Annotated in this window: 22 protein-coding genes and 2 pseudogenes; 11 read left to right on the top strand and 13 right to left on the bottom strand. The window is 72.5% G+C overall.

From position 1 onward, the window contains the following. Positions 1-65: 65 nt before the first annotated feature. The 5 genes from IF30_RS0102715 to IF30_RS0102735 all read left to right on the top strand — a co-directional run bounded on the left by IF30_RS0102715 (position 66) and on the right by IF30_RS0102735 (position 4,409). A complete protein-coding gene (locus IF30_RS0102715; RefSeq protein WP_030231337.1) occupies positions 66-842 on the top strand; it encodes a membrane protein in 777 nt (258 codons plus the stop codon). Positions 843-995: 153 nt separating this feature from the next. Beyond that, complete coding sequence (locus tag IF30_RS43165; RefSeq protein WP_051709052.1) at positions 996-1,703, top strand: STAS domain-containing protein; 708 nt, start codon at positions 996-998, stop codon at positions 1,701-1,703. Positions 1,704-1,895: 192 nt separating this feature from the next. Continuing rightward, positions 1,896-2,729, top strand: coding sequence for a DUF4389 domain-containing protein (locus IF30_RS0102725; protein ID WP_051709057.1), 834 nt, complete (start codon positions 1,896-1,898; stop codon positions 2,727-2,729). Between the two features lie 239 nt (positions 2,730-2,968). Then, entirely contained in the window at positions 2,969-3,529 is a 561-nt protein-coding gene (locus IF30_RS0102730) for a papain-like cysteine protease family protein (protein ID WP_030231342.1), read from the top strand. A 10-nt stretch (positions 3,530-3,539) separates the two neighbouring features. Beyond that, positions 3,540-4,409 carry an LPXTG cell wall anchor domain-containing protein gene (locus tag IF30_RS0102735; RefSeq protein ID WP_030231344.1) on the top strand — a complete coding sequence of 290 codons (870 nt, stop codon included), beginning with the start codon at positions 3,540-3,542 and terminating at the stop codon, positions 4,407-4,409. A 194-nt stretch (positions 4,410-4,603) separates the two neighbouring features. Here IF30_RS0102735 and IF30_RS40875 read toward each other — a convergent pair whose 3' ends face one another. The 9 genes and pseudogenes from IF30_RS40875 to IF30_RS0102780 form a co-directional block, all read right to left on the bottom strand. Next, positions 4,604-4,984 (bottom strand): CBS domain-containing protein, encoded by a 381-nt coding sequence (locus IF30_RS40875; protein WP_030231347.1) that lies wholly within the window; start codon positions 4,982-4,984, stop codon positions 4,604-4,606. 400 nt (positions 4,985-5,384) lie between these two features. After that, a pseudogene (locus tag IF30_RS44835) lies at positions 5,385-5,495 on the bottom strand (cold shock domain-containing protein); the annotation flags it as partial. A 160-nt stretch (positions 5,496-5,655) separates the two neighbouring features. Beyond that, positions 5,656-6,054 carry a hypothetical protein gene (locus tag IF30_RS0102750; RefSeq protein WP_030231351.1) on the bottom strand — a complete coding sequence of 133 codons (399 nt, stop codon included), beginning with the start codon at positions 6,052-6,054 and terminating at the stop codon, positions 5,656-5,658. Positions 6,055-6,293: 239 nt separating this feature from the next. Continuing rightward, on the bottom strand, positions 6,294-6,938 hold the full coding sequence (locus IF30_RS0102755; RefSeq protein ID WP_030231353.1) for a dihydrofolate reductase family protein: 645 nt from the start codon (positions 6,936-6,938) through the stop codon (positions 6,294-6,296). Positions 6,939-7,285: 347 nt separating this feature from the next. Then, positions 7,286-9,136 carry an RICIN domain-containing protein gene (locus tag IF30_RS50120; RefSeq protein WP_030231354.1) on the bottom strand — a complete coding sequence of 617 codons (1,851 nt, stop codon included), beginning with the start codon at positions 9,134-9,136 and terminating at the stop codon, positions 7,286-7,288. A 75-nt stretch (positions 9,137-9,211) separates the two neighbouring features. Further along, positions 9,212-10,978 (bottom strand): amylo-alpha-1,6-glucosidase, encoded by a 1,767-nt coding sequence (locus IF30_RS0102765; protein WP_030231356.1) that lies wholly within the window; start codon positions 10,976-10,978, stop codon positions 9,212-9,214. 121 nt (positions 10,979-11,099) lie between these two features. Next, the gene (locus tag IF30_RS0102770) at positions 11,100-11,927 is read right to left on the bottom strand and encodes a carbohydrate ABC transporter permease (protein WP_030231358.1); all 828 of its coding nucleotides are present in this window, start codon (positions 11,925-11,927) and stop codon (positions 11,100-11,102) included. Then, the gene (locus tag IF30_RS0102775) at positions 11,924-12,928 is read right to left on the bottom strand and encodes a carbohydrate ABC transporter permease (protein WP_030231359.1); all 1,005 of its coding nucleotides are present in this window, start codon (positions 12,926-12,928) and stop codon (positions 11,924-11,926) included. The genes IF30_RS0102770 and IF30_RS0102775 overlap by 4 nt, the downstream gene beginning before the upstream one ends. Positions 12,929-12,961: 33 nt before the next feature. Continuing rightward, complete coding sequence (locus IF30_RS0102780; protein ID WP_030231362.1) at positions 12,962-14,218, bottom strand: sugar ABC transporter substrate-binding protein; 1,257 nt, start codon at positions 14,216-14,218, stop codon at positions 12,962-12,964. 328 nt (positions 14,219-14,546) lie between these two features. On the opposite strand from IF30_RS0102780, the gene IF30_RS0102785 reads away from it, so the two are divergent. Together IF30_RS0102785 and IF30_RS0102790 are read left to right on the top strand one after the other, a co-directional pair. Beyond that, the gene (locus IF30_RS0102785) at positions 14,547-15,560 is read left to right on the top strand and encodes a LacI family DNA-binding transcriptional regulator (RefSeq protein WP_030231364.1); all 1,014 of its coding nucleotides are present in this window, start codon (positions 14,547-14,549) and stop codon (positions 15,558-15,560) included. Between the two features lie 314 nt (positions 15,561-15,874). After that, complete coding sequence (locus IF30_RS0102790) at positions 15,875-16,594, top strand: hypothetical protein (RefSeq protein WP_030231366.1); 720 nt, start codon at positions 15,875-15,877, stop codon at positions 16,592-16,594. A gap of 236 nt (positions 16,595-16,830) precedes the next feature. Here IF30_RS0102790 and IF30_RS0102795 read toward each other — a convergent pair whose 3' ends face one another. From IF30_RS0102795 to IF30_RS0102805, 3 genes are all read right to left on the bottom strand, one after another. Further along, the gene (locus IF30_RS0102795) at positions 16,831-19,011 is read right to left on the bottom strand and encodes a tetratricopeptide repeat protein (protein ID WP_051709060.1); all 2,181 of its coding nucleotides are present in this window, start codon (positions 19,009-19,011) and stop codon (positions 16,831-16,833) included. Positions 19,012-19,067: 56 nt separating this feature from the next. Then, positions 19,068-19,538, bottom strand: a complete 471-nt coding sequence (locus tag IF30_RS43170) for a hypothetical protein (RefSeq protein ID WP_051709062.1) — start codon at positions 19,536-19,538, stop codon at positions 19,068-19,070. A 211-nt stretch (positions 19,539-19,749) separates the two neighbouring features. Beyond that, the gene (locus IF30_RS0102805; protein ID WP_051709064.1) at positions 19,750-20,727 is read right to left on the bottom strand and encodes a pirin family protein; all 978 of its coding nucleotides are present in this window, start codon (positions 20,725-20,727) and stop codon (positions 19,750-19,752) included. A gap of 71 nt (positions 20,728-20,798) precedes the next feature. Between IF30_RS0102805 and IF30_RS0102810 the strand changes: the two genes are divergently transcribed. Further along, a complete protein-coding gene (locus IF30_RS0102810; protein WP_030231374.1) occupies positions 20,799-21,287 on the top strand; it encodes a carboxymuconolactone decarboxylase family protein in 489 nt (162 codons plus the stop codon). A gap of 101 nt (positions 21,288-21,388) precedes the next feature. Here IF30_RS0102810 and IF30_RS40885 read toward each other — a convergent pair. Further along, a pseudogene (locus tag IF30_RS40885) lies at positions 21,389-22,126 on the bottom strand (acetoacetate decarboxylase); the annotation flags it as partial. A gap of 194 nt (positions 22,127-22,320) precedes the next feature. On the opposite strand from IF30_RS40885, the gene IF30_RS0102820 reads away from it, so the two are divergent. From IF30_RS0102820 to IF30_RS0102830, 3 genes are read left to right on the top strand one after another with little or no spacing between them, the layout of a single operon-like run. Then, a complete protein-coding gene (locus IF30_RS0102820; RefSeq protein ID WP_078891079.1) occupies positions 22,321-23,433 on the top strand; it encodes a 3-hydroxyacyl-CoA dehydrogenase family protein in 1,113 nt (370 codons plus the stop codon). Then, complete coding sequence (locus tag IF30_RS0102825; protein WP_234322555.1) at positions 23,357-23,956, top strand: TetR/AcrR family transcriptional regulator; 600 nt, start codon at positions 23,357-23,359, stop codon at positions 23,954-23,956. Before IF30_RS0102820 ends, IF30_RS0102825 begins: the two co-directional genes overlap by 77 nt. Next, positions 23,953-24,738, top strand: coding sequence for a leucine-rich repeat domain-containing protein (locus tag IF30_RS0102830; protein WP_234322556.1), 786 nt, complete (start codon positions 23,953-23,955; stop codon positions 24,736-24,738). Before IF30_RS0102825 ends, IF30_RS0102830 begins: the two co-directional genes overlap by 4 nt. Positions 24,739-24,958: the final 220 nt, after the last annotated feature.

Consider the following 24,958-nt stretch of genomic DNA (forward strand, 5'->3'; position numbering starts at 1 on the left):
GGAGGGGCGCGGTGCGGCCGCGTCGTAGGGAAGGGAGTGCCGCCGCTGTGGGCGCCACGACGACGATGACACGCGGGGACGGCCGGCGGGCCGGGGTCTCCGGCTCCGCCTGGAGCAAGGTCCCCGAGGTGACGGCGGTGTTCTGGGCCGTCAAGGTCCTCACCACCGGTATGGGCGAGACCACGTCGGACTACCTGGCCCGGGTCCTGGGGCCGGTGCCGGCGGTCGGCTCGGCCGGTCTGCTGCTGGCGGCCGCGCTGTTCGCGCAGGCCCGTGCCCGCCGGTACGTCCCGGTCGTCTACTGGGCGGCGGTGGTCATGGTGAGCGTGTTCGGCACCATGGCCGCCGATGTCGCGCACGTCGCCCTCGGCGTGCCGTACGCGGTCTCCGCGACCGCGTTCGCCGCCGCCCTGGCCCTGGTGTTCGGGCTCTGGCGCCGGACGGAGGGGACGCTCGCCGTCGAGGCCGTCGCGGGCGGGCGCCGCGAGGTCTTCTACTGGTGCGCGGTGATGGCCACCTTCGCGCTCGGCACGGCCCTCGGCGATCTGACCGCGGCCACCCTGGGCTGGGGCTACCTGCCCTCGGGGCTGCTGTTCGCCGCCCTGATCGCGCTGCCCGCGTCGGCCCACCGCTTCTCCCGGCTGTCGCCGGTCCTGACCTTCTGGTGGGCCTACGTCCTGACCCGCCCGCTCGGCGCCTGCTTCGCGGACTGGGCGGGCGTCAGCCACGAGCGCGGCGGGCTGGACCTCGGTACCGGGCCGGTCAGCCTGGTCCTCGCCGTGCTCATCGTGGCAGCAGTGCTGTGGCTGCAGGGCACCGAGCGGGCGGCGTCGCGCGCGTGAACCATTGTTGCACGACTGACGAAACACGACAATAAATTCGTGCAATGGTTGACATGTCTGCCGAATGGGCGAACAGTGGAGGGACATCCGCGCCACGCCACCGCGACGGCCTGGCGCGGGCGCCGTCCGACTGGAGGTGGTCTCGTGAGCCCGATGAGCCGGGAGGGGTTGGAGCAGCTCGCGTCCGCGCTGGCCGAACGGGTGGGCGCGTCCTGCGACGAGGCCGACCACGCCGTCCAGGTCGATCCGCTGCGCCGCCAGGTCCGGCGCGCCGTCACCGGCATCGACGCCTACCTGACGGCCGTCGAAACCGGCAGCTGCACGGCGAGCGGCCTCCACGAGCAGGCCCTCGGCCTCTGGCAGGGACTCGAACGCCTCGCAGCGGCGTGGTCCGGCGCCCCCGCCGCCCACGGCACCCCCCGCAGTGAGGCGCGGGTGCCCGCGCAGAAGGAACACCGATCCGGGGGTGGAGAGGGGGGAGGAGAGGTCGTCACCGTGCTCCCCTGCCTGACGTCGGAAACCCGCCGGGTCGGCGACGTCCTCGTCTGCTCCTTCGCCGGAGACCTGACCATGGACAGCGAGGCCGCCGCCAGGCACGCCCTGCAGGCGGCGCTCGACCGGCGCCCGGCCGTCCTGGCCGTCGACCTGGAGGCGGTGGAACTGTTCACCTCCAGCGGCCTCAACCTGCTCCTGGCCATGCGCGGTGCGGCCCGGGAGGAGCAGGTCCCCCTCGTGCTGATCGCCCCTTCCCCGATGACCCGCAGGGTCCTGGAGCTCACCGAGACCGCCGAGCTGTTCCCCGTCCACGCGACCGCCGAGGACGCCGCCCGGGGGCCGCTGCCGCAGGCCCCGCTCGCCTGAGCGCCGGGCGGCGCGCCCGCCGCCCGGACCTCCCGCCCCGGCGCGAGCACCGACGTGATCCGTCCGGCGGCCTCGAGCTGACCCGTCCGGCGCAGCGCGGCGCGCGGGCCGGGCGGCGTGCTGCGATCTTCGGAGGGCACCCGGCCGTGCCCGACCGTCGGGTCCCGTCGTCGCGAGACCGTGGAGGCCCGGATGTGGCAGGCACCCCCCGCCCCCGTCAGCCGTGAGTGGCTTCCCGTGCTGGACATGCCGGCCCCCGGACCGCAGAACCGCTGGACGGTGCTGCTGCGCGCGCTGCTGCTGATCCCCCAGTTCGTGGTGGTCTGGGCCTTGACGGTGGTGGCGTTCCTCGTCACCGTCATCGGCTGGTTCGGCGCGCTGGTGCTGGGCAGGCTGCCCGGTTTCGCGGCGGACTACCTCGCCGCCTTCGTCCCGTACGACACCCGGGTCACCGCCTACCTGATGCTCACCGTGGACCGCTACCCGCCGTTCCGGTTCCGGGCCCCCGACCACCCGGTGCAGGTCGGGCTGCGGCCGGGTGCGCTGAACCGGCTCGCGGTCCTGTTCCGCATCATCCTGGTGATCCCCGCGTCGATCGTGCAGGGCCTGGCGTCCGCGGGGTGGTGGGCGGTGTCGTTCGTCAGCTGGCTGGTGGTGCTGGTCCTCGGCCGGATGCCGCAGCCGCTGTACGAGGCGACGGCGGCGATCCTGCGCTACCGGATGCGCTACACCGCCTACCTGGTGATGCTCACCTCCGCCTATCCCAAGCGCCTGTTCGGCGAGGAGCCGGGCAGCGAGCCGGACGGCCCGGTGTCGGCCACCCGCCCGCTGGTGCTGAGCGGCGCCGGGCGCGGCCTGCTCGTCGTCTTCCTGCTCCTTGGCCTGGTCTCCTGGGCGACGAGTTCGGTCACCGCCTCGGTCGACTCGGACGACGACGACTCCACCAACCCGACCCGGCACGTCATCGCGCCCCTCGTGCCGGGCCCCGCCGACCGCGTGCCCGGCGGTCCGCTGGGCCGGTGGTGACCGCCCGGAGCGCTGACGCCGTGACCGGGGGCCGTCGGGCCGCCGCCCGGGAGGACGCGCAGGTGGCGCGCGGTCCGTCGCTCCCTGCGGCGCTCAAGTCCGAGAAATGATGCCTATCTGACGAATCACCCTCACGGGCATGGTTCCTGCACTTACCATGTGCGGCCCGGACATTTCGTGCTGTCCTGGGCCTGCCAGATTTCCCGGCACGCAACGCAGTTACGCGGGAAGGCAGGAAGATGGGCAGATCCACGTTCGCGACCACGGCGGCGGCCGTACTGGCGGCCACGGGGTTGCTCGCCGCCGCAGGCGGCCCGGCCCACGCCGAGGCGGGGCAGGACAACATCGGCATGTACAAGCAGGAGAAGACCCAGTGGTGCTGGGCCGCCTCCGGCCTGACGATCGCCAAGTTCCAGGGCTACGGCAGCACGCAGACGGACTTCTGCAACCGCGCCCAGCCCTACTACGGCTGCAACAACCAGCCCGCCACGCTCGACGACATGGCCAGGGGCTGGAGCAGCCTCGGCCTGACCCACCCCGGCTCGGGCCTGAACGCGGCAGCCACGTTCAACCAGGTCTACACCGACGTCAAGGCGGCCCGGCCGGTCGCCGCCCGCATCGGCTGGACCTCCGGGGGCGGCCACATGAACGTCGTCTACGGCTTCGACACGTCGAAGAACACCATCGGCGTCGCCGACCCGTGGCCGGACACCGCCACCTACACGTGGTGGAACTACGACGACTACGTCAGCAACAGCTCGTTCAAGTGGACCCATTCCCGGATCGGCATCTCCCGTTGAGGCAGGCAGCATGCACGGAAAAAGCACGTCCGGCGCGCGGGCGGACCTCCGCCGTTCCCGTCGGGCCACCGTCCTGGTACTGGGCGCGGCCGCGCTGCTGTCCCTCGCCGGCCCCGTCCACGCGGCCCCGGCGAAGGATCCCCTCCCGGCCGACATCCCGGACTACCAGGTCGCCCTGGACCTGGTGAAGTCGACCGCCGTCCGCGACGCCGTCTGCCGCTTCCTCAGCGTCCCGGTGCCCCAGGGCGACGCGAGCGGGGCGCCGCAGCCGATTCCCGACACCGCCGACCCGTGCGAAGGCATGCCGGCGTTCACCGTCAAGGACCCGTTGGCCCTGAACGAGATCACCCCCGGCTTCGTCGCGGGCACCGCCCTGCCGATCCCCACCGAGGCGGTCAAGCTGAGCCACCTGGTCGCCGCGCTGAACGCCCCCGTCAACGGACGGAACGCCACTGTCATGCTGGCCCCCACCCAGGGCGGCGGCTGGCACCTGGCGGCCGTGCGTGACGGCGACAGCGACGCCGCGTACGCCGGGAAGGCCACGACCGGCACGCTGGTCTTCACCGAGCCGCAGATCCGCGGCTGGTACCAGCTGAAGCTCACCACGGTCCAACCGCTCAACGACCAGGCCCGGGAGGGCCTGGCCGGCCGGTCGTCGGTCTCCCTGAGCGAATACCAGAAGCTGGTCAAGGCGAGGTACGCCGACAAGCTGCCCGGCTCGGAGTACGACACCGCAGGCATGTCCAGCGGCTACGGCACCGCGAAGAACACCGGCGACGCCCCGTCCGCGATGCCGATGCTCGTCGGCGGGTCGAGCGTTGCGCTGGCACTCGCGGGCGGCGCCTTCGTCGTCCGCCGCCGACGCGGGAACGCCGGCTGAACCACCCACCCGTGCCCCAACTCTCGCCTGTCGGGCAGGGGTTGGGGCGCAGGCGGAGGGGGAGGGAAGGGGCAGAAGGGGGGAGCGGGCCGCGGGATCCGTCCGGGTTCACTCGACGGCATCCAGGCCGACGCGCCCGGATCATCGCCGGGCGCGTCGCGGGTGCCGGCCCCGTCCGTGCCCGTAGCCGGGGCCTAGAGGCTCAGCAGGCCGATGACGTGGCCGTCGTGGTCCACCACCGGCCAGGCGTCCAGGCCGCGCGAGTGCATGGCGGCGGCCGCGGTGGTGGCGGACATGTCGGTGGTGGCGAACGGGGCGCGGTCGTGGACGATGTCGCGGACCGGGGTGCGTTCGGTGTACCAGGACCGGGCCTGGAACGGCGCCAGGTGCAGGCGGGTCAGCAGCCCGGCGCAGCGGCCGTCCTCGTCGCGGACCAGGAGGTGGTCGGCGCCGGAGCTGTGCAGGATGTCCATCGCCGTGTCGACCATGACGTCGTCGCTGATCTGCAGCTCCGGGTGCTGCATGAGGTCGCCGACCGTTGTGGTGGTCGCGGGGTGTTCGAGGGTGGTGGTCATGGGCGGACTCCTTCGTGTCTCTTCCGCCGGGGCCGGCGGCGATCAGGGCACTGGGGTGGAGCGGCGGGTGCCCGCCGGTGCGGGCCGCGGTGCTGCCGACGGACCGGGTGCGGCCGTCGCGGGAAGTCGGTGGGGCGTGGACGGTGAAACCGTGCGGCACGTCATCCGCGGTCGGCGCTCACAGCGAAGGGGGAGCGAAGAACCTCGAACCGCGGGGTGTGGCAGCGGGGCGCCGATCCGGACGCGGCGCTGTGCGTCTCGCGTGGGATGGCCACGGCCGGCGGAGCCAGGGGCCCGGCCGGCCCGGGGTGCGCCGTGGCGCAATGCCGAGGGGCCCGCACCGGGCATCGTGTACGCGGTGCGGGCCCCTCGCTGCCAGGCGGGTGCCGAGGCAGTAGAACTACAGCGGGCGGATGTTCTCGGCCTGCGGGCCCTTCTGGCCCTGCGTGACGTCGAACTCGACCTTCTGGCCCTCGAGCAGCTCACGGAAGCCGTTGGCGTTGATGTTCGAGGGCTTGCTGCGGGTGGACATTTCACCCCGAGATTCCGGGGAGTCTCCCCGGGGCCTCGGGCGGCGAAGCTCCGGCGCTCCCAACGTGCCCGGGGGAGCGGCTGGTTGGGAGCGCGGCCGTACCCTGTCGGCGTCGACGGGGCCCACCGGCGGAGCCCGGTCACAGGTCGGGGCGCCCCGGATAGGTGGGCACGTCGTAGCCCTGTTCACGGAGCCATTGGCAGGTCACCGCGGCCCGGTAACCGCTGTCGAAGGAGGGAAAGGACTCGTCCGACTCCTCCGGGAGCGGGGTGCTCTTCTCGTCGTTCTCCATTTTCCGGACCACGGCGTCGGCGATCCGGGCCGCCGTGTCGCCGCCGAGGTCGCCCTTCTCCTGCCAGCGGGTCAGCTTGTCCCTGGCCTGCCGGGCCAGGCGGGCGCTCTCGGCTGCGTGTTCCGAGCCGACCGCGGCGACCGCCGCCTCATTGGCCGATCGCAGCCATTGGCCCAGGCAGTCGGTGATGACCTGCTGGGCGAAGGCGGCCCGCCACTCTTCGCGTTGCTGGAAGCCATCCGTCATGCCTGCAGCCTACCGAGAAAGGGAAACCGGTCGGGGCTCCTCTCCGATATCGGTTTTCGAGCTGGTTCGGGAATCACGCGCCACCGGCAGGGCCCGGGGGGACCAGCGGCGCACCCGCACCCGCCCGGCGCCTCGCCCGGCCGGCCCGGGCCGTGCAGTGCCGCCTTCCGCAGGTGCCGGGCGCCGTACGTACGGGGCGCCGGCACCTGCGGACACGGCCCGCCGGGTGCGGGGTGGTTTCAGGCCTCGCGCCCGGTGCCGCGGTCGGGTGCGCTCATGTCGCCGGTCCCGGGTGTGCCGTCGGCGAGCCCGTAGCGCAGGTGCACGGCGCCCTTGCCGCCGGCGGCCGGGGGCTGGAGGAGGGTGAGGTTGGTGGGCACCGTGCCGGCGTCGAACACCTTCTTCCCGACGCCGAGCATGATCGGGTGCACCCACAGGTCGAGGCGGTCGAAGAGCTTCTCGCGCAGGAGGGTCTGCACGAGGTCGAGGCTTCCGACGACCTTCACGTTCTCGTGCCGGTCACGGACCTCGCGCACCGCGGCGGGCAGGTCCGGGCCGAGCTGCGTGGAGCCGGCCCAGGCGAGGTCGGGCTCGCCCCGGGAGGCCACGTACTTCGGGACGCGGTTGAACAGCGTGGCGATCCGGTTGTCCTGCCCGCCCTCCTGGTGCGGCCAGTAGGCGGCGAACAAGTCGTACGTCCGCCGGCCGAGCAGCAGGGCGTCCGTGCCCTCGTACGCGGCGAGGATCTGCGCCCCGGTGTCCTCGTCCATCAGGGGTGCCTGCCAGCCGCCGAACGGGAACCCCACCGGGTCCTCGTCGGGGCCGCCGGGCGCCTGCCCGACGAGGTCGAGGGTGGTGAACAGCTCGATGTGGATCAGTCCCATGGCCAACTCCCGTGCGTGTGTCGGATGTGTCCGTCAAGAGTCAGACCCGCCACGGCCCGAAAACTCATCGCCACGACGGAATCGGGTTCCACGACCCCGGACGGACGACCGCGGCGCGCCGGCGCGCCCGTGTCCGGACCGTCCCGGGTCGGCTCGGGCGACCTCCGCTCCACGGCTCGCACCCGGGTCACGGCCGGTACCTGCCGTGACCACCCGGAAACGCGCCCGATCCGGCGTACGTTCTCCCGGCCGCAGGTCGCGCAGACGATCCACTCTCCGGCCGCGTCGGTCCGTCCGGCCCGGGCGGGGGCTCCCTGCCGTGCCGGGAGCCCCCGCCCGGGGGCGGGTCAGCCCATGCCCTGGAGGCGCCAGATCTGGTTCTTCTTCCGGGGCAGGTCGCTCGCCGGGTCGCAGGTCCACTGGTGGACGAGGGCGCCGGGTGCGGTGGAGATCCCGCTGACGTCGACGCACTTGCCGCTGTGCACCGCGACCAGCTGGTAGTCCTTGCCGTTGCCGAGCGCGGTGACGGGGCGGAGGGTGAACATCTGGTTCGTGCCGCCGCTGCACGTCCACTGGATGACGGCCGCACCGTCGGCCGCGGCAGCGCCCGAGACGTCCAGGCACTTGCCGCTGTGCTCGTCCACGACGGTGTAGGTGTTCGCCCGGCCGGCGACCGGCCTGAAGTCCAGCATCTGCTGGTAGCCGCCCTCGCAGGGGTACTGCTGGTACTGCGTGGCGTCGGCGGTGCTGAGGCCGGTGTCGTCCAGGCACTGACCGCTGTGCTGCACCACCGCGACGGTGGAGACGGTCGTGTTCGACGGCGGCAGCAGCGTGACGGTGTAGCCGTCCGCGGCGTCCGTCCACGGCACGGTCACCGAGGCCGAGTCGCCGCTGACGGCCAGGATGCGGTCGGAGACCGTCACCGGCCCCGTCACCGCGCCGCCGCCGTCGTTCGGTATGCGCTGGACGACCGCGCGCACCCGGCCGTTCTCCGTCACCGACGTGGTGTCGAGACGGTTGAGGCTGACGGTGACGTTGCCGGTGTTGCCGTTGCTGCCCAGCAGGATCTTCGCGTTGCGCGCCGCGTTGTCCTTCGTCGCCACCCCGTCGGTGTTCGTGCCCGGCGTGAGGTTCACGGTGTTCCCGGTCTGGGAGCCGTAGTACCGGTACAGGAACCACTCTCCCAGCGGGAGGTACTGGCTGCCGCTCCTGGTGAGGAGGTTGGCCTCGAAGTCGTGCAGGTCGGATCCCCACGCCCAGTTGGCGCGAAGGCCGTCCGCTCCGGCGCGCTCCAGCCGGGAGACGTACCAGCCGCCGCGGCCGGGGTTCTGCTCCTTGCCGGCGGCGTACTCGTTGACCTGGAAGGGGCGGCCGGTCGTCATCGACCGGGCCGACAGCAGGGACCTGAGGGAACTGCTGTGGGCGACCGGGTCGCCGGGGAGGTCGTGCCAGCTGTAGGTGTCCGGCTCGACGGCGTTCGCCTTGACGTAGTCGAGGTACGCGGTCCACCAGCCGTTGTCCACCGTGGGGTGGCCGCAGGTGCTTGCGCCGACGACGACGGCACCGGGGATGGCGGCCCGGATCTTCCGGTAGGCGCGCTTCCACATCTCCAGGTACTGGGGCATGCCGGAACCCCAGAACCCGGGGCAGTCGGGCTCGTTCCAGATGTCCCACTCGATGTCGGTCATGCCGGCCGCGCGCACGTCGGAGAGCAGGCGGTCGTAGAAGGCGTCGAAGCGGGACCAGTCGCCGTTGTCACCGGGGAAGGTGGGGGTGGTGGTGCCGTCGGCGCCCCAGATGTCGTGCGGCAGGATGACGAAGGTGCCGCCCAGCGCCTTGGTGCGCCGGTACTGGGCGAGGGTGGCGTTCCACCGGCGGTCGTACTTTCCGGCGACCCAGCCTCCAGGGCTGTCCAGCTGGGCGCCGCCGGCCCGCTCCAGCTTCCACTTGATGTCCCGGTAGAAGTGGTCCTGGGGCAGCGAGCCGTCCTCCGTCATCCCGTAGAGGGTGCCCGAGGCGTGGTAGGCGGGGGCGCCCCCGGCGGCGGAGAAGTCGACGGCGACGGAGGTGTCGGCGGCCCGGGAGGGGGTGGCGGGCCCAAGGGTCGTGGCCAGCGCGGCGAGGAGGACGGCGACGGTCGAGGCCGCCCGTCGTCGGATGCGGGTCGTCGGCCTGGGACGCGGGGTGGGTGACCTCATGGTGCGGCTCCTCTGGGGGAGTGCGGTGAAGGTGCCGGGGCCTGGTCGGTCCCGGGGCTCGGGGGAGGCGGCCGGTCAGCGACCGCCGCGGTGCGTGTGTGCCTCGGCGAGGAGGAGGTAGCTGCTGGCGGTCCAGGTGTAGGCGCGGTCGCGCAGCCCTTCGCCGGTCAGGGCGTCGAAGTTCTCGGCGAATCCGGAGGTCTCGCACAGGGCCCGGAAGCGGGCGCTGATCGCGTCGGCGAGGCGGTGGTGGCCGGCGCGGCGCAGGCCGTCCTCGATGAGGACGGTGGCGGGCGCCCAGATCGGTCCGCGCCAGTAGCCGTCGGACTGGTAGTGGGGTGAGTCGGGCCGTTCGGTGGCCAGTCCGTGGGCGGTGAGGTGGGTTTCGACGTGGGCGGCCAGGCGGGCGGCGATGTCGCTGGGCAGGTGCTCGCCGAGGACGACGGGCATCAGGTCCAGCAGGCTCAGGCTGGTGGCGCCCGCGCCCGTGCGGGGCGACCGTGCCTCGAAGCGTTCGCCCGTCCACAGCTCGTCGATCACGGCGGACTGGAGGGTGTCGGCCGAGTGCGCCCAGGCGGCGGCTTCCTCGGCGCGGTCGAGTTCGGTGGCCAGGTCGGCGAGTTCGCGCAGTTGCAGGACCAGGAAGGCCGAGAGGTCGGCGGTGGTCCGCAGGCGCCCGGGGTCGAAGGTGGTGGCGTTGTCCCAGCCGCTGTCGTTGCCGTGCTGGTAGTGCGGCAGGGTCTGGCCGGGGGCGCGCCGGGAGTCGAGCCAGAACCCGGTCCACCGTGCGAGGCGGTGGTAGACGTCGGTGAGTTGGCCGCTGCTCAGGGGGTGCGGCAGGCGCCGTCGCAGGTGGCGCAGCGCCCAGCCGTGGATGGGGGGCTTGACGAAGTTGTAGAGGACTTCGGAGTGGGTGACGGAGTCGGGCAGCGCGCCGCTCTCGTCCTGGTGGTCGAACATGATCCGGAACTGGTCCCAGGCCAGCTCCGGGGTGCCGGGGGCCAGGGCGAGAGCGTTGAAGCAGTGGTCCCAGCTCCAGACCTTGTCCATCCAGTGCTTGGACATCAGTACGGCAGGGCGCTTGAGGAACCCGGCCGGAGCCACCGTCGCGGACCACACCACGTAGGCGGCCAGTTCGGCGGCCGGGGTGTCCGGGGTGCGCCAGGGGGCGACCGCGTCGGCGAACTCGGTGAACGCCCGGTCGGCCCTGGCCGCCGCCTGCTCGTGGGTGACGGACGGGGTGTACGGCGGCCGGGCGCTGTCGAGCTCCTCGACGGCTGCCTCCCAGGAGCCGTCGCCGTCGGCGCTGCCGTCGCCTTCGCCCCCGCCTGTGCCGGTCAGGGTCAACCCGCGGTCGGCGCCGCCGAGCGACTCGACCCCGAGGACGTCCACCGCCCGCCCGGTCAGCACGCTGATGCGGTAGCGCCTGCCGGTCTCGTAGGAGGTGAACACGTAGGAGCCGTCGAGCGGGTCGTGGAGGAAGTACGTGCCGCTGAACGGCGTGAGCCGTTCGGCCGAGGCGCGGATCCGCAGGCCCAGACCGCAGCCGCGCAGCCGCAGGGTGTCGGGGCTCTGGTAGGTCAGTTCGACGTGTCCGCCCTGCCCGGCCCACGTCAGCCGTCCCGGTGTGGCCTGCCACTGCGTCTCGACCCGCTCGCCGCGCGCCCCGCCGACCGGGACCAGCCGCAGCACCGGGTGCATGCCGGTCTGGTGGGAGACCAGGTGCAGGTCCCGGGCGCGGACGTGCTCGGAGGTCACCGGTGAGATGTCGAACCAGGAGCCGTGGCTGCTGAAGGGGATGTCGTGGATGTTGAAGGCCGGGCCAGGGAGGGCGTCGGTCATCGCGGGGCGCTCGTTTCTGGTTCGGGGCGTGCTCCGCCCGACCGCGCGGCAGCCGCGGTGCGCGGTCGGGCCGTCGGGCCGTCGGGCAGGGGCTTCCGGGGGCGGGAGGGGCCGGCGGGTGTCAGTCCTTGACGGCGCCGGCGGTGACGCCGGCGGCGACGTGGCGCTGGGCCAGGACCAGGATCAGCGCGGTGGGAATCGAGGCGACCACGGCGGTGGCCATGATGGCGTTCCACTGCTGGTTGTTGTTGCCGATGTAGTGGTAGATCCCCAGCGTGATCGGCTGGTGGGCGCCGCCGCCGTCCAAGGTGCCGGCGAAGACGAAGTCGGACCAGGACCAGAGGAACGCGAACAGCGAGACGGTGACGATCGCGTTGCGGCTCATCGGCAGGACGATCGACCAGAAGGTCCGCAGGTCGCCCGCGCCGTCGGTCCTGGCGGCCTGCAGCAGTTCGCTGGGGATGCCGCTCATGAACGCGGTGAAGATCAGCACGGCGAACGGGACGGCGATCGTCGAGTCGGCGATGATCAGGCCCGGTACCGACCGCAGCAGCCCGAACCTGAGGTAGATGGTGTAGAACCCCATCGCCATGATGATGCCGGGGATCATCTGCGCGACCAGCAGCACGAAGCCGAGGGCGCTGCCGCCTCGCGGGCGCAGCTTCGCCAGGGCGTAGCCGGCGGGGGCGGCGAGGGCCACGGTGAGCCCGACGGTGCCGAGGGCGATGACCAGGCTGGTGCCCAGGTAGGGGAGTTGCTGGTCCAGGACGGCCCGGTAGCCCTCGAGGGTGCCGTGGACGGGGAACCAGTCCGGTGGGGACTTGCGCATGTCCTGGTCGCGGGTGAAGGACACGTTCAGCATCCAGTAGACCGGGAAGAGCATCAGCGCGGTGAGCAGGACGCCGGTCGCGGTCTTCCGCCGGGAGGTGGAGCTGTGCCGTGCGGTCATGAGGCCTGCTGCTTTCGCTGGACGCGGATGTACACCATGCCGAAGAACAGGGCGATCAGGACCAGCAGGTTTCCGACGGCGGCACCGTGCCCGAAGGCCGGCAGCGCGTTCCCGAAGCCGAGGCGGTAGGACCAGGTCGCCAGAGTGGTGGAGGAGCCGACCGGGCCGCCCCTGGTCATGATCCAGATGATGTCGAAGACCTTGAGGGTGTAGACCAGGCCGAGCAGCAGGGTGACCGCCGACACGGGCCGCAGCAGCGGGAAGGTGACGTGGCGGAAGCGTTGCCAGGCGTTCGCGCCGTCCAGGGCGGCGGCCTCGTGGAGGGAGGCCGGAATGCTCTGCAGACCGCTGTACAGGACCACCAGGTTGAACGGGATCCCGATCCAGATGTTCGCGATCACCACCGATGCCAGGGCCCAGCTCGGGGAGGTCAGCCAGTCGACCGGGCCGATGCCCACCGCGTGCAGGACGGCGTTGACGACGCCGGAGTCGCTGTTGAGCATCCACGACCAGGTGGAGGCGGACACGATCAGCGGCAGCAGCCAGGGCACCAGGAACAGGGCGCGGAGCGTGGCAGCGAGACGGAAGTGCCGGGTGAAGAAGACCGCGAGGGCCAGGCCGATCCCGTACTGCAGGAGCAGGCTGGCGGCGGTGAACACCACGGTGTGCACCAGCGCGGGCACGAACGTCGGGTCGTCCAGGACCACGCGGTAGTTCGTCAGTCCGGTGAAGGCGGCGTTGCCGTCCACGAACGAGCGCACCGTGTAGTCGCGCAGGCTCAGGTCGAGGTTGCGGTAGAGGGGGTAGGCGTAGAACACGCCGAGGTAGACCACCACCGGTGTGAGGAATCCCCAGGCGGCCCACTGCCGGGACCGGGGGCGGGACCTGGCGGGTGCGCGGCCGGCGCGGCCGCGGGACGGGACGGCGGTGACTGCCCCGTCCGGGTCTCCGTCCCCGTCGCGCCCGGAGCGGTTCTCCGGGGTCTGCGCTGTGTCGTTCATCGGCGGGTCCTGTCGTCCTCGCGGCGGGTGGTGCTACTTGGCGGCGGCCGACTGCGCTGCGGACAGCGCGGCCTGCGGCGACTCGGAACCGGTCAGCGCGGCCTGGACCGCGGTCCACAACTGCTCGGAGATCGTGGGGTACCTGGTGCCCAGGTCGTCGCTGGTGCGGCCCTTGGCGGCCTTGACCGCGTCGATCCACGCCGTGAGGCCGGGGTCGGCGGCGGCCTGTTTGTCCTGCCCTGCGGGGGTGGGGGCGACGTAGGACAGCGTGGTGTCGGTGGCGTCGGAGTTGTCCGCGCTGGTCAGGCAGGACACCAGCCTGGTCGAGACGCCGTAGCGGGCCGTCTTCTTCTGGACCGGGACGGTGACGAACTCGCCGCCGGTCGGGGCGGGGGCGGTGCCACCGGTCATGCCGGGGACCGGGAGGACCCCGTACTCGAAGCCGGCCTTCTTCGCGTTGGCCAGCTGCCAGGTGCCGTTCTCCGCGAAGGCGAACTCCCCGGTGGCGAACTCCTGCCAGCTGGTGGTCTGCGTGTTGTTGATGACCGAGTGGGGGGCCAGGCCCTGCTTGACCCAGCCGGTCCACAGTGACAGCGCGGAAGCGGCCTGGGCGGAGTCCAGGTGCGTGAGCTGCGCACCGGATCCCCAGAACCACGGGAGGAACTGGAAGCTCCCCTCCTCGGTGCCGATGCCGGAGAAGGTGATGCCCTTCCTGCCCGCGGCCTTGACCTTCGTCAGCGCCGCGGTCAGCGACGCCCAGTCCCTGATCGAGGCGACGTCCACGCCGGCGGCCGTCAGGACGGCCTTGTTGTAGTACAGCGCCAGGGTGTTCGCGCCGATCGGGGTGCCGAACGTCTCGCCGCCGCTCTGACCGGCCGCGAGCAGGTTGGGAGACACCGCCGAGGTGTCGACCTTGTTCTCCTTGGTCGAGGTGAGCACACCGGCCTGGGCGAGCGTGGAGACCACCGGGTTGTCGACGATCAGCACGTCCGGCGAGTTGCCCTGCTGCGCGGCGAGGAGTTCCTTGTTGGTCAGGTCGCTGGTGTCGAAGGCCGTCCGCTGGATCCGCACGCCGGCCTGGCTGCCGCAGGTGTCCAGCAGCTTGGCCCAGGCCGAGGCGCCGTCGAACTGGGGGTACGGATCCCAGACGGTGTAGGTCCCGCCGGCGGAGGCGCCTGCCCCGTCGGAATCGGCCGTCCCGGCCGAGGACGAGCAGGCGGTGCCGGCGGTGGCGAGGACGGCGGCGGCGAGCGAGGCGGCGGCGAGCCGCCGACCGGTGGAGCTGTTCATGGCACCGAACCCTTCGGTCTTGCGGAAGGCACTGAGGGGGAGGCGGGGCGGTCAGGACGCCGTGCCTGCGTTACGGCCCGGTGTCGAATCGATTGCGCGAATCGGTTCGACAGGAACATAGGACTGGCACCTGAGGCCGTCAATAGCTCGGTGAAACCCCGTCACCATGCAGCCGGAGGCTGGAGTGCACGCCGGTCGCGGCAAGGCATGCGGCACGGCTTGCGACACGTGGCGAAGCGCACTACCGTCTACCGAATCGGTTCGACTGTCAGCGCGACGGAAGTGCGCCACCAGCGAAACAGGCCACCCCATCTCCATGAGGACAGCGATGAACATCGGGGAGATCGCCAGCCGCGCGGGCGTCTCGCGGAGCACCGTCTCCTACGCGCTCAGCGGCAAGCGCTCGGTCTCGGACGCCACCCGCAGGCGCATCCAGGACGTCATCGACGAACTCGGCTACCGGCCCAATGCCGCCGCCCGCGCCCTCAAGGAGGGCCGGACCCGGACCATCGGCCTGGTGATCCCGCCCGCCAGCAGGCGCCTGACCCACATGCAGCTGGGTTTCGTGGCCAGCGTCGTCGAGGCCGCAGCCCGCGCCGACCTGGACGTCCTGCTGTCCCCCTCCGGAGGCGACCACGACCGGTCGTTCGAACGCCTTCTCTCCGGAGGGCGCGTCGACGGGGTGATCCTCATGGAGATCCGCCTGGAGGACTCCCGGGTCCGCAGGCTGCAGAACGCCACCTTGCCGTTCGTCGGCATCGGGCACACGGCCCGCGCCCACGAGATGTGCTGGATCGACGTCGACTACGCCACCGTGATCAACCAGTGCGTGCACCACCTCGCGGACCTGGGCCACACCCGGATCGCGCTGGTCAACCGCTCCGTCGAACTCATGGCGGCCGGCTACGGGCCGGGGCACCGGGCCCGTGACGGGTTCACCGCGGCGATCGCCCGGCGCGGCATCCACGGCATCGAACTGGAGTGCGGGGACGATGCGGCCGCCGGCCTGGAGTGCGCCACCCGGCTCCTGCGCGACCACCCCGACGTCACCGCGGTCGCGACCATCAACGAAGCCGCGCTCCCCGGCATCCAGCGGGGCCTGGAGGAGGCCGGCCTCGCGGTGCCCGGGGACTTCTCCATCACCGGCGTCGTCGGCCGCACCTGGGCCGAGGAGTTCCGCCCCCCGCTGACCGCCGCGGACGTGCCGGCCCAGGACATCGGCACCCAGGCGATGGACCTGCTGCTCGAACGCATGGCCGACCCGACGACCCCCTTCCGCAACATCCTGCTGACCCCGCCGGTCTCCCTGCGCGGCAGCACCGGCCCGGTGCGCTCCGCATAGGGCGAGCGGCCCCGCGGCGGTGCCGATCCGCGCGGACCGGGGCCGCGTCCCCGCCCGTCGCGGGCGGTCACGAACCCCCGGAAGAGCCGTCCCCGATCGTCCCGTCGCCTGCCGGGCGACGGAGCCGTGGCGGCCCGGCAGGGACGAAGCCGCGGGGTCGGCCCTCGGCCGGGAACGCCGCCCGCGACACCCTGGCGCCGTCGGACGATCTCTGACACCATCTCAGCCGACGTGAACAAGCCGTGTGTCAACCGTTCACTCCGCCTGCACAAAAACCAGTCGTAGAGCGTCGTCGAGAAGATCTGAGGCCTGCCATGAAGACCTTACGGAACCACACCTCGCACCTGCTCACCGTCGTGCTGCTGCTCCTGGGCATGATGACCGCCGCGAGCGCGCAGGCGCAGGCGGCCCCGCAGCGGCTCACCGGCAGCACGACCATCTGCTCCAACTCGCCCATCCCGGCCGGGTGGGTCGTCACCAGCTCGTACAGCAGCTGGGGCTGCCCCGGCACCGGCGTCTCGTACACGATCACCGACACGACCGGGCAGACCAACCTCACCATCTGCTCGTTCTCCCCCAAGCCGGCCGGGTGGGTGGTCACCAGCTCGTACAGCAGCAGCAACTGCGCGGGCAGTGGCATCGCCTACGGGTTCCACAACGTCGCCAACGACACCAACGTCGGTGCGTGCTCCATGACCCCGATCCCCGCCGGATGGGTGATCACCAGCTCGTACAGCAGCAGCAACTGCGCCGGCACCGGCGTCGCCTACACGCTCCACAACGTCGCCAACGACACCAACGTCGGTGCGTGCTCCATGACCCCGATCCCCGCCGGATGGGTCGTCACCAGCTCGTACAGCAGCAGCAACTGCGCCGGCACCGGCGTCGCCTACACCCTCTTCAAGATCACCACGCAGACCTCCGCCGTCGTGTGCTCCTTCTCGCCCCTCCCGGCGGGCTGGGTGGTCAGCAGCTACTACCAGAGCAGCAACTGCTACGGCAGCGGCGTCGCCTACTCCATCCGCAAGGCCTGACCGGAACGCCTGCCGCCTCCGGGCGGCCCAGGCCCGCGAGGCGCCGGGGAGCATGAACGCAGGGCCTCTTGGCGGCCCGGGAGGGGAAGCCCTCCCGGGCCGCCGGGAGGTCCTGTTGCGAGGATCATCCGGGTCCATGTCCCCGATGACGTAGTCGGTGCAGAGCCGCTTCGCGCCGCCGAAGGGCGGCTGATCGGAGCGGAGCGAGGCTGTCGCGGGGTGGGCCGGCTACACCGTCATGGCCGCACGTCCTTCGCCCGGCCCTGCACGTATGCGAGGTTGTGCCGGGTGCTGACGGTATAGGGGTGGTCGGGGCCGAGCACCCGCACCAGGTCCGGCATCAGTTCGGTGAGCGCGGACGTGGCCCCGGCCACATCCCCCGTCTCGAGAAGCGAGAGGGCGAGGTTCTTCCGACTGATGAGGGTGTCGGGGTGGTCGGGGCCGAGCACCCGCAGCCGATCCCGCAACAGTTCGCCCATGGCGGCCACGGCCCCGGCCGCATCCCCCGCCTTCCCTTGCAGGTAGGCGAGGTTGCTCCGGGTGGTGAGGGTGTGGGGGTGGTCGGGGCCGAGCACCCGCAGCCGATCCCGCAACAGCTCGCCCATGGCGGCCGCGGCCCCCGCGGCGTCTCCCGCCGAGCTTTGCAGGTGGCCGAGCTCGTGTCGGCTGGTGAGGGTGTCGGGATGGTCCGGGCCGAACACCCGCAGACGATCCCGGTACACCTCGGCCATGGCGCTCGCAGCCCCAGCCGTATCCCCCGCCGCCCCCCGGAAGTGGGCGAGGTCGTGCCGGGCGAGGAGGGTGAGCGGGTTGGCCGCGCCACGCACCCGCACCAGGTCCGGCACCACTGCGGCGAGCCCGGTCACGGCCCCGGCCGCGTCCCCGGCATGGCCCGTCCACACGGCGAGGAGGTACCGGGCGGCGAGCGTGTCGGAGTGGTTCCGGCCCATGTGGTGGCGGATCGCTCGCGTGAGGTGGTCAAGGTAGTCGCGGGCGGCGGCGACTTGTCCGGCGTCGCCGAGGGAGCGTCCCAACCGGTAGAGCACGTGGTGGGTGGTGGGCCGGTGCAGGGCGGCCCCTGCGTGGCCGGTGAGAGCGGCCGTGTTGGCGCGCAGCGCCTGGGCGAGGGCCGTATCGGACTCGACCTCGGGCCAGCCGGCGAGCAGGGCGTCGCCAGCGGTGCGGGCGAGGCGGTAGCTCTGTCTGGGGTTGAGGGTGTCACGGACGGCGCGCTGGACGAGCTGGTGGACGCGCACTGCTTGGTGGGGGGCGTCGGGGTCGTGGGCGATGAGGCTGAGCCGGTGTAGCGCTCGCAGGGCGCCCACGGCTTGCTCGGCGGTCACGTTGGCGGAGCGGCGGCTCAACCAGCGCAGCGGGCGCGGCAGTCGCCCGCCGACGAGGTGGGTTCGGGCGGACGGGCCGGTCAGGACGGTGTCCGGGATGCCGTTCGGGTCCAGGAACGCGGCGAGCTGGAGCATGCGGCCGGCCAGGCCGGCGGGCTGCAGAGTGTCGGCGCGGTCGATGGAGAGGGTCCAGGCGGCTGCCGCGGTGTGGGTCTGGCCGTCGGGAAGGCGCTCGGGGCTCGCCGCGGCGAGGGTGCGGGTCCGGTCGGCCAACATCGTGCGGTAGGCGGCGCAGGACGTGCCGGCGTCGATCAGGTAGGCGGCGGCCTGGGACAGGGCCAGCGGCAGGTGCCCGAGGTCCCGGGCGAGGGCGGCGAGCTGCCCACCGTCCTCGCGGCGGCCGTGGACGGCCAGCGCCGCGGTGAGGTAGGCCAGCGATTCGGCCTCGGTGAACAGGCCGACCTCGATCAGCAGGCGCTCGTCGCCGGCGAGGGCGGCGTCCTTGCGGCGGGTGGTGACCAGGGTGCGGCCGTGCGGGCTGGCCGGCGGCCACCAGCCGCGCAGGTCGTCGGGGTCGGCGACGTCGTCCAGGACCACCAGCCACCGGCAGGGGCGCTCCTGCCGCTTGGGTTCCAGCCAGGCCAGGAACGCCCGTGCCGCCTCCGAGGGGTCTGCGCCCAGCACCTCGGCGCCGGCCTGCGCGTAGGCGGCGGCGACGGCGGCGGTGTCGGCTGCGGTGATCCACACCAGGACGTCCACGTCGCCGCCGAGCCAGGCGGTGCGGGCGTAGTCGGCGGCCAGTTGGGTCTTGCCGACCCCGCCCATCCCGGTCAGCACCCCGCCCGCCAGCGCCGCGCCGGCCGGCCTGACCACCGCGGTGCCGCCGTGGGCGAGCGCCTGCGCCAGGCGGGTCGCTTCGGCCCGGTCCTGGAAACTGCCCGCCTGCGGCGGGATCTGCCCGACCTGGTGCGGCCACGTTGCGGGCGTGCGCGCAGCGACGTGCTCGTGGTGGTGCTGGTGGAGTTCACGGATGGTTCCGGCGGCGACCGCGCCGTCGGTTGCGATGACGACCATCGGGCCGGGGTTCGGCGCACGGCCGGGGGGCGGCCCGGTAGGGGTGCCGGGTCCGCTCAGCTCTGGTGCGGGCCCGGCAGCGGAGGGTTTGGCGGCACCCCGATCGTCACCTCGCCCATCTGCAGCGCGGCTGCCGATCCGCCCTCGGCGCGGATCTCCACGTTCCCGCCCACGGCCACGCCCTGACCGGACGCCGAGACCCCGCTGCCCGCAGCCTGCAACTGCCCGACCAGCTCCGTCAACGCACGCGCGAAGTCTCCGTCCCGCTCGGCCGCGTCCTCCAGGGAATCCACCAGTCGGCGCCGGGTGCGCTCGGAGAGTTCTCCCCGACCGGCTTCAGCCTCTTCCCCGGCTCGTTGCAGCGCCGGGTCCTGCCCCAGCTTCGTCGCGACCAGGTCGTGCAACCGGTCCATCCCGACGTCCAGGGCCCGGTCCACCTCGCCGTCCGCCCGCCCCGCTGCCCGCTTTGCCTTGCGCACCAGCCAGGCGAACACGTACCCGACCGCGACCTCCACGCCCGGCACCATGACAACCCCTCCGAAATACCCGACCAACCCCCTGACCGTACGCGCTCACTGCCCGTCAACCGCCGCCGACGGCAGAACTGTTACCGACCAGTGCAACGCGTGGAAGGCTCGAAAGGGCGGGCGCGAGTCGTGTCGGCGACCAGGTCGGCCTCCTGGGTCGGGGAGCCGGGCGGGTGCGAACGCCGGCTCCCCGCCGGGGGAGGATCGCTGGTCAGCGCACGCGGCCGCGCGGCTTGAGGGGGGTGCCGGGGAGCTCCGGGGCGGGCAGGCGGTCGCCGGGGTAGCCCTCGACGGCGCCGAAGCGGTCGGCGGCGGCCTGCCATTCGGCGCGGGCCTGGGCGATGTCCTCGTGGGTGCGCCCGATGAAGTTCCACCACATGACGATCTGTTCCTCGAAGGGCGTGCCGCCCAGTAGGACGGCTCGTGCGTCGCTGTCGGTGGTGTTGGTGAGGGTGATCGTGGCGGGGCCGGGGGCGAGGTAGCCGAGTTCGGCGGCGTGGAGCGGGGTGTCGGCGAAGCGGATCTCGCCGTGGTCGACCAGGAGGCCGTGTTCGAAGGCGGGGTCGACGTCGAGGGTGACGGTGGCGTGCGGGCGCAGGACGAGTTCGGCGCCGAGCAGCGGGGTGAAGGTGGGGACGGGGGCGGTGTCGCCGGCGAGGGAGCCGAGGAAGACGCGGGCCTCGCCGCCGTCGAGGGCGACCGGGGCCGGTGCGTGGTGGTGGAAGTCGCGGGCGGTGTGCCGGTGTTCCTCGGGCAGGGCGACCCACAGCTGGACGCCGTGCAGGACCGTGGTGGCCGGGGTGGAGACCTCGGAGTGGGCGATGCCGTGGCCGGAGGTCATCAGGTTCACTTCGCCCGGTCGCACGTACGCGTGGACGCCGAGGCTGTCCCGGTGCTCGATTTCGCCGGTGAACAGCCAGCTGACCGTCTGGAGCCCGGTGTGCGGGTGCGGGGCGACGTCCATGCCGCCGGTACCGGCGACGTCGTCGGGCCCGTAGTGGTCGACGAAGCACCATGCGCCGATGAGGGTGCGGGAGCGCTGCGGCAGGGTCCGGCGTACCGTCATCGCGCGCGGCCCGCCGAGCGGGACGTCCCGGGCGGGCAGGACCTCCACGTGCGGATCGGCGGCGTTCGGCTCGACGAGGCTGGTCTCGGCGGTGCTCACGGTGGTGTTTCCTCCCGGACGCATAGGTAGTTCTATATTCAACTATCATCCCATGGCAGAGTGACGGGCGACAGTGATCAGCCTAAGGAGTTCAGGTGAGTGACGTGACGGTGGTCCCGGCGGACCGGCGGGTGTTCATCGACAAGCAGAGCCCCCAGGCGTACAAGGCGCTGGTCGCGGCCGCCGAGGCCGCGCGGGAAGCGGCGGCCGACGCCGGGCTGGACCGTCGACTGGTGGAACTCGTGAACCTCCGGGTGTCGCAGATCAACGGCTGCGCCTTCTGCCTGAACGTGCACACCAGGGCCGCCCTCCGCGAGGGCGAGACCACCCAGCGGCTGGGCGTGCTCCCGGCCTGGCGCGACACCGAGGTGTTCACCGCGCGGGAGCGCGCCGTCCTGGCGCTGGCCGAGGCGACGACCCACCCGGCGGACGCGGCCGTGCAGGCGGCCGCGTACGGCGCCGCGCGCGAGGTGCTGACCGACGCGGAGATCTCCGCCTCGGTGTGGGTGGCGATCACCATCAACTCCTTCAACCGGGTCTCCATCATGAGCAAGCACCCGGTCCGGCCGGCCTCTGGCCGGTGACGGGGCCGGCCTCGGGTCGGCAGTCGGTGGGATGAGGGTCTCCGCCTTTCGAGCGGAGGCCCTCTTCCGGTGCCGGGGCGGCCGGTTCCGGGCGCGAGCCGTCACGCCGGCCGTCGCCGCTCGGCGAGGTAGTCGTGGACCGGCGCGGCGGGTGCGAGGGTGAGGTCGGTGACGATGTGGCTGGCCGAGACGACCTCCAGCACCGGCAGGTCCGCGAGCGGCGCCATGACGTGCGCGGAGAGTTGGAGGCGGGCGGGGCCGGTCCAGGCCTCCTTCACCGTGAGGTCGGTGATCCGGGTGCGGACCAGGTCGCAGACCCGCAGGCCGCCGGTGTGGTCGCGGACGATCTTGACCCCGTACGTCGGCACGGTGATCTGGTCGCGGGCCTCGGCCGGGTCCAGGGGCTGCCACTTGTAGGCCATCGTCGCGGTTGCGACGCGCTGGCTGCCGTGGTCCAGCGTGCCGACGAGGGCGCCGGCCTCGGTGAAGAGCCTCGGGCTGCCCATCACCTTGGGGTAGGCGCTGAGTTCCCGGCCGGCGGCGGTGGCGGCGAAGTTGTCGAGGTACATGGCGTGCAGGTACTCGCCCTCCTCGTCGCCGTACCGGACGGGGATGACCTGCCCGGCCTCGACGTAGGGGCCGAAGCCGTCGACGTCGCCCATCTTCATGACCTCGAAGCGGACCAGTGGTTCCTCGATCCGCAGCGGCTCGGGGACGACGGCGCGCAGGGCCACGGGGTCGGTGCGGTAGACGACGTTCAGGTACTCCCGATCGGTGAAGCGGGTGGCGCGGGGCGGGTAGACGGGGGCGGTCAGCGGGGTGGTGGCGTGGCGGACGACCTAGTCGGGGCGCATCGGGGGCCTCCTCGGGGGTGCCGGTTGCTTGGTCTCCTGAAACGGATACGATGTGTATCGGATACACCATGCATCCGATAGGAACCGTGACGCAACCGCGTCGCCCGCGGCGCAACCCGCGTCGCCCGCGCGGCCCCGCAGGCCCGTCGGACCGCCGCACAGCCAAGGAAGTGATCTCGATGCCGTTCACCGTTCCCGACCCCACCGGTCGCCCCGTCGCCGTCGTCGGAGCCGGCACCCTCGGGCGCCGCATCGCCCTGATGTTCGCCACCGGCGGCGGGGAGGTGCGGATCTACGACCCCTCGGCCGAACAGCGCGCGGCCGCCCGCGCCTACGTCGAGGAGCAGCTGCCCGCCGTCGCCGCCGGGATCGACGCGGGCCGGCCGGGCACCGTCACCACCGGCGGGGACCTCGCAGAGGTGCTGCCCGGCGCCTGGCTGGTGATCGAGGCGGTGCCCGAACGCCCCGAACTCAAGCAGCGCGTGTTCGCCGACCTCGACCGGATCGCCGACGAGGACGCGATCCTGGGCAGCAACTCCTCGTCCTACCCGACCAGTCGCTTCGTCGACTCCGTTCGGGAGCCCCAGCGGCTGGTCAACATCCACTTCTACATGCCGCCGACCCAGAACGCGGTGGACGTGATGTCCTGCGGCCTCACCGACCGGGGCGTCATCGACCTGCTGCTGGCCGAACTGCCGCGCCACGGCGTCTTCCCGTTCGAGGCGCGCAAGGAGAGCACCGGCTTCATCTTCAACCGCATCTGGGCGGCCATCAAGCGCGAATCGCTCGCCGTGGTCGCCGAGGGCGTCGCCACCGCCGAGGAGGTGGACGCCATGTGGGCCGTCAACACCGGCCTGCGCGGCGGGCCGTTCCGGGCGATGGACCAGGTCGGCCTGGACGTCGTGCTCGACATCGAGGAGCACTATGCCGCCGAGCGCCCCGGCCTGCCCACCGGGCCACGGGCCCTGCTGGAGCAGTACGTGGGGGAGGGGCGGCTCGGGGTCAAGGCCGGGCGCGGCTTCTACGACTACCGCCCCGGGGCCGGAGCGGCCTCGGGAGCCGCCGACCGCATGCGGCGGCGCCGCAGCCTGACGGCGGTTCCGCGGCCCCGGCCCGCCCGTAGACTGGCCCGGGGCCGCCGGGCGGCACCGCCGAGCGAAGAACGAGAGCCGAGGACCGCAGGCCGTGCCCAAGTCACCCACGAAGCGCCGCCCGTTGACCGTCGCCGCACTGAACGACAGTGCCCTGGCCCTGTTCACCGAGCACGGCTTCCACGCCACCTCGATCCGTGACATCGTCGCCCGCGCCGGACTCACCAGGGGCGCCTTCTACTCCAACTACCAGGACAAGGAAGAGCTGTTCCTCGCCCTCTACGACCAGCAGATCGACCGGCTGCTCGCCGACCTTCGGGCCGCCCTCCTCGGCGGCGGCCCCGGCCCGGACCTGCCCTCCCGGCTGCTGCGCGAACTCGCCGGCCGACGGCAGGAGGACGAGGGCTGGTTCCTGCTCTCCATGGAGTTCACGCTCCACGCCGCCCGTCACCCCGACGTCGCCCGCAGCCTCGCCGAGCACGAGGCGCGGCTGATCGACGGGCTGGTCGAGCTGATCGAGTCCAGTCCGGCGACGGCCGGGCACGTCCCCGAAGTCGGCCCGCGCGACCTCGCCCGGCTGCTGGTCATCCTGCACGAGGGCGCCACCGCGATGCGCCTGACCGAGGAGGCGCGAGGCTCGCTCGCCGAGTTCCCCGAGGAACTCCTCCACCGCGTCGTGGACGGGCTGTTCCAGCCCGCGACCGCCCGAGGAGAGCAGCCGTGACGGACGTGACGCTGAACCTCTGGCGGCAGCCGCTCGCCGCGGTGCCCGCCGAGGTGTGGGACCGCACCGACCTGACCGTACTCATCCTCGCCGATACCGGCATCTCCGAACTCTCCGCCGACGTACGGCGCCTGACCGCGCTGCGCACCCTCGACCTCGGCCACAACCGGCTCGCCGCGCTGCCCGCCGAGCTGGGCGACCTCACCGGGCTCGACGACTTCCTCTACCTCCACGACAACGCACTGACCGCGCTGCCGGACTCACTCGGCCGACTCACCGCGCTGCGCTACCTCAACATCGGCGAGAACCGACTCACCGAACTCCCCCCTGCCATCGGCGACATGACCTCCCTGGTCGAACTGCGCGCACAGGGGAACCGGATCGGCTCGCTGCCCGAAGCGATCGGCGACCTCGGCTCGCTCCGAGAACTCTGGCTTCGCGGCAACGAGTTGACCGGCCTGCCGGACTCCGTCGCCCGGCTCACCGAGCTTCGCGAGCTGGAGCTGAGGGAGAACGCCCTCACCGGGATCCCGGCCGCGCTCGCCGGCCTGCCCCGGCTGCGCCGTCTCGACCTGCGCGGCAACCGGATCACCGAACTGCCGCACTGGCTGGCCGAACCCGCCGCGCTGCCCGGGCCGCCCGCGTATCCCGCGTATCCCGCGTATCCCGCGTATCCCGCGTTTCCCGCGTTGGAGAAGCTGGACCTGCGGTGGAACGAGGTGCGGCCGTCCGCGCGCATGCTGGACGTGCTCGGTGCGCGCGGATGCGTCGTCCTGTACTGAGGCCGTCCGTCGAGGACTTCGGAGGAAGCCCTTCGGGCGAAGGCTCCCGGAGTGAGGCCCTCGGGCGAAGGCTCCCGGAAAAGATCTTGCGCGCGTCCGTCGAGCTGCTACGGTTGACCGCATGAAGCGCGCTGCACTCGTCACCACGACGCCGGAGAGAGTCCCGGCGCGCTGACTGCTGACCTAGTCCGAAGCCCCGGGGCGAGTGCCCCGGGGCTTC

Origin of the sequence: Streptomyces sp. NRRL S-350 (assembly GCF_000719705.1) — a bacterium.
Classification (GTDB): domain Bacteria; phylum Actinomycetota; class Actinomycetes; order Streptomycetales; family Streptomycetaceae; genus Kitasatospora.

What these genes read in the sequence shown, in the direction of transcription:
- IF30_RS0102715 (WP_030231337.1), top strand. Translation starts at nt 66, where the DNA reads ATGACACGCGGGGACGGCCGGCGGGCCGGGGTCTCCGGCTCCGCCTGG.
- IF30_RS43165 (WP_051709052.1), top strand. Translation starts at nt 996, where the DNA reads ATGAGCCGGGAGGGGTTGGAGCAGCTCGCGTCCGCGCTGGCCGAACGG.
- IF30_RS0102725 (WP_051709057.1), top strand. Translation starts at nt 1,896, where the DNA reads ATGTGGCAGGCACCCCCCGCCCCCGTCAGCCGTGAGTGGCTTCCCGTG.
- IF30_RS0102730 (WP_030231342.1), top strand. Translation starts at nt 2,969, where the DNA reads ATGGGCAGATCCACGTTCGCGACCACGGCGGCGGCCGTACTGGCGGCC.
- IF30_RS0102735 (WP_030231344.1), top strand. Translation starts at nt 3,540, where the DNA reads ATGCACGGAAAAAGCACGTCCGGCGCGCGGGCGGACCTCCGCCGTTCC.
- IF30_RS40875 (WP_030231347.1), bottom strand. Translation starts at nt 4,984, where the DNA reads ATGACCACCACCCTCGAACACCCCGCGACCACCACAACGGTCGGCGAC.
- IF30_RS0102750 (WP_030231351.1), bottom strand. Translation starts at nt 6,054, where the DNA reads ATGACGGATGGCTTCCAGCAACGCGAAGAGTGGCGGGCCGCCTTCGCC.
- IF30_RS0102755 (WP_030231353.1), bottom strand. Translation starts at nt 6,938, where the DNA reads ATGGGACTGATCCACATCGAGCTGTTCACCACCCTCGACCTCGTCGGG.
- IF30_RS50120 (WP_030231354.1), bottom strand. Translation starts at nt 9,136, where the DNA reads ATGAGGTCACCCACCCCGCGTCCCAGGCCGACGACCCGCATCCGACGA.
- IF30_RS0102765 (WP_030231356.1), bottom strand. Translation starts at nt 10,978, where the DNA reads ATGACCGACGCCCTCCCTGGCCCGGCCTTCAACATCCACGACATCCCC.
- IF30_RS0102770 (WP_030231358.1), bottom strand. Translation starts at nt 11,927, where the DNA reads ATGACCGCACGGCACAGCTCCACCTCCCGGCGGAAGACCGCGACCGGC.
- IF30_RS0102775 (WP_030231359.1), bottom strand. Translation starts at nt 12,928, where the DNA reads ATGAACGACACAGCGCAGACCCCGGAGAACCGCTCCGGGCGCGACGGG.
- IF30_RS0102780 (WP_030231362.1), bottom strand. Translation starts at nt 14,218, where the DNA reads ATGAACAGCTCCACCGGTCGGCGGCTCGCCGCCGCCTCGCTCGCCGCC.
- IF30_RS0102785 (WP_030231364.1), top strand. Translation starts at nt 14,547, where the DNA reads ATGAACATCGGGGAGATCGCCAGCCGCGCGGGCGTCTCGCGGAGCACC.
- IF30_RS0102790 (WP_030231366.1), top strand. Translation starts at nt 15,875, where the DNA reads ATGAAGACCTTACGGAACCACACCTCGCACCTGCTCACCGTCGTGCTG.
- IF30_RS0102795 (WP_051709060.1), bottom strand. Translation starts at nt 19,011, where the DNA reads ATGGTCGTCATCGCAACCGACGGCGCGGTCGCCGCCGGAACCATCCGT.
- IF30_RS43170 (WP_051709062.1), bottom strand. Translation starts at nt 19,538, where the DNA reads ATGGTGCCGGGCGTGGAGGTCGCGGTCGGGTACGTGTTCGCCTGGCTG.
- IF30_RS0102805 (WP_051709064.1), bottom strand. Translation starts at nt 20,727, where the DNA reads ATGCGTCCGGGAGGAAACACCACCGTGAGCACCGCCGAGACCAGCCTC.
- IF30_RS0102820 (WP_078891079.1), top strand. Translation starts at nt 22,321, where the DNA reads ATGCCGTTCACCGTTCCCGACCCCACCGGTCGCCCCGTCGCCGTCGTC.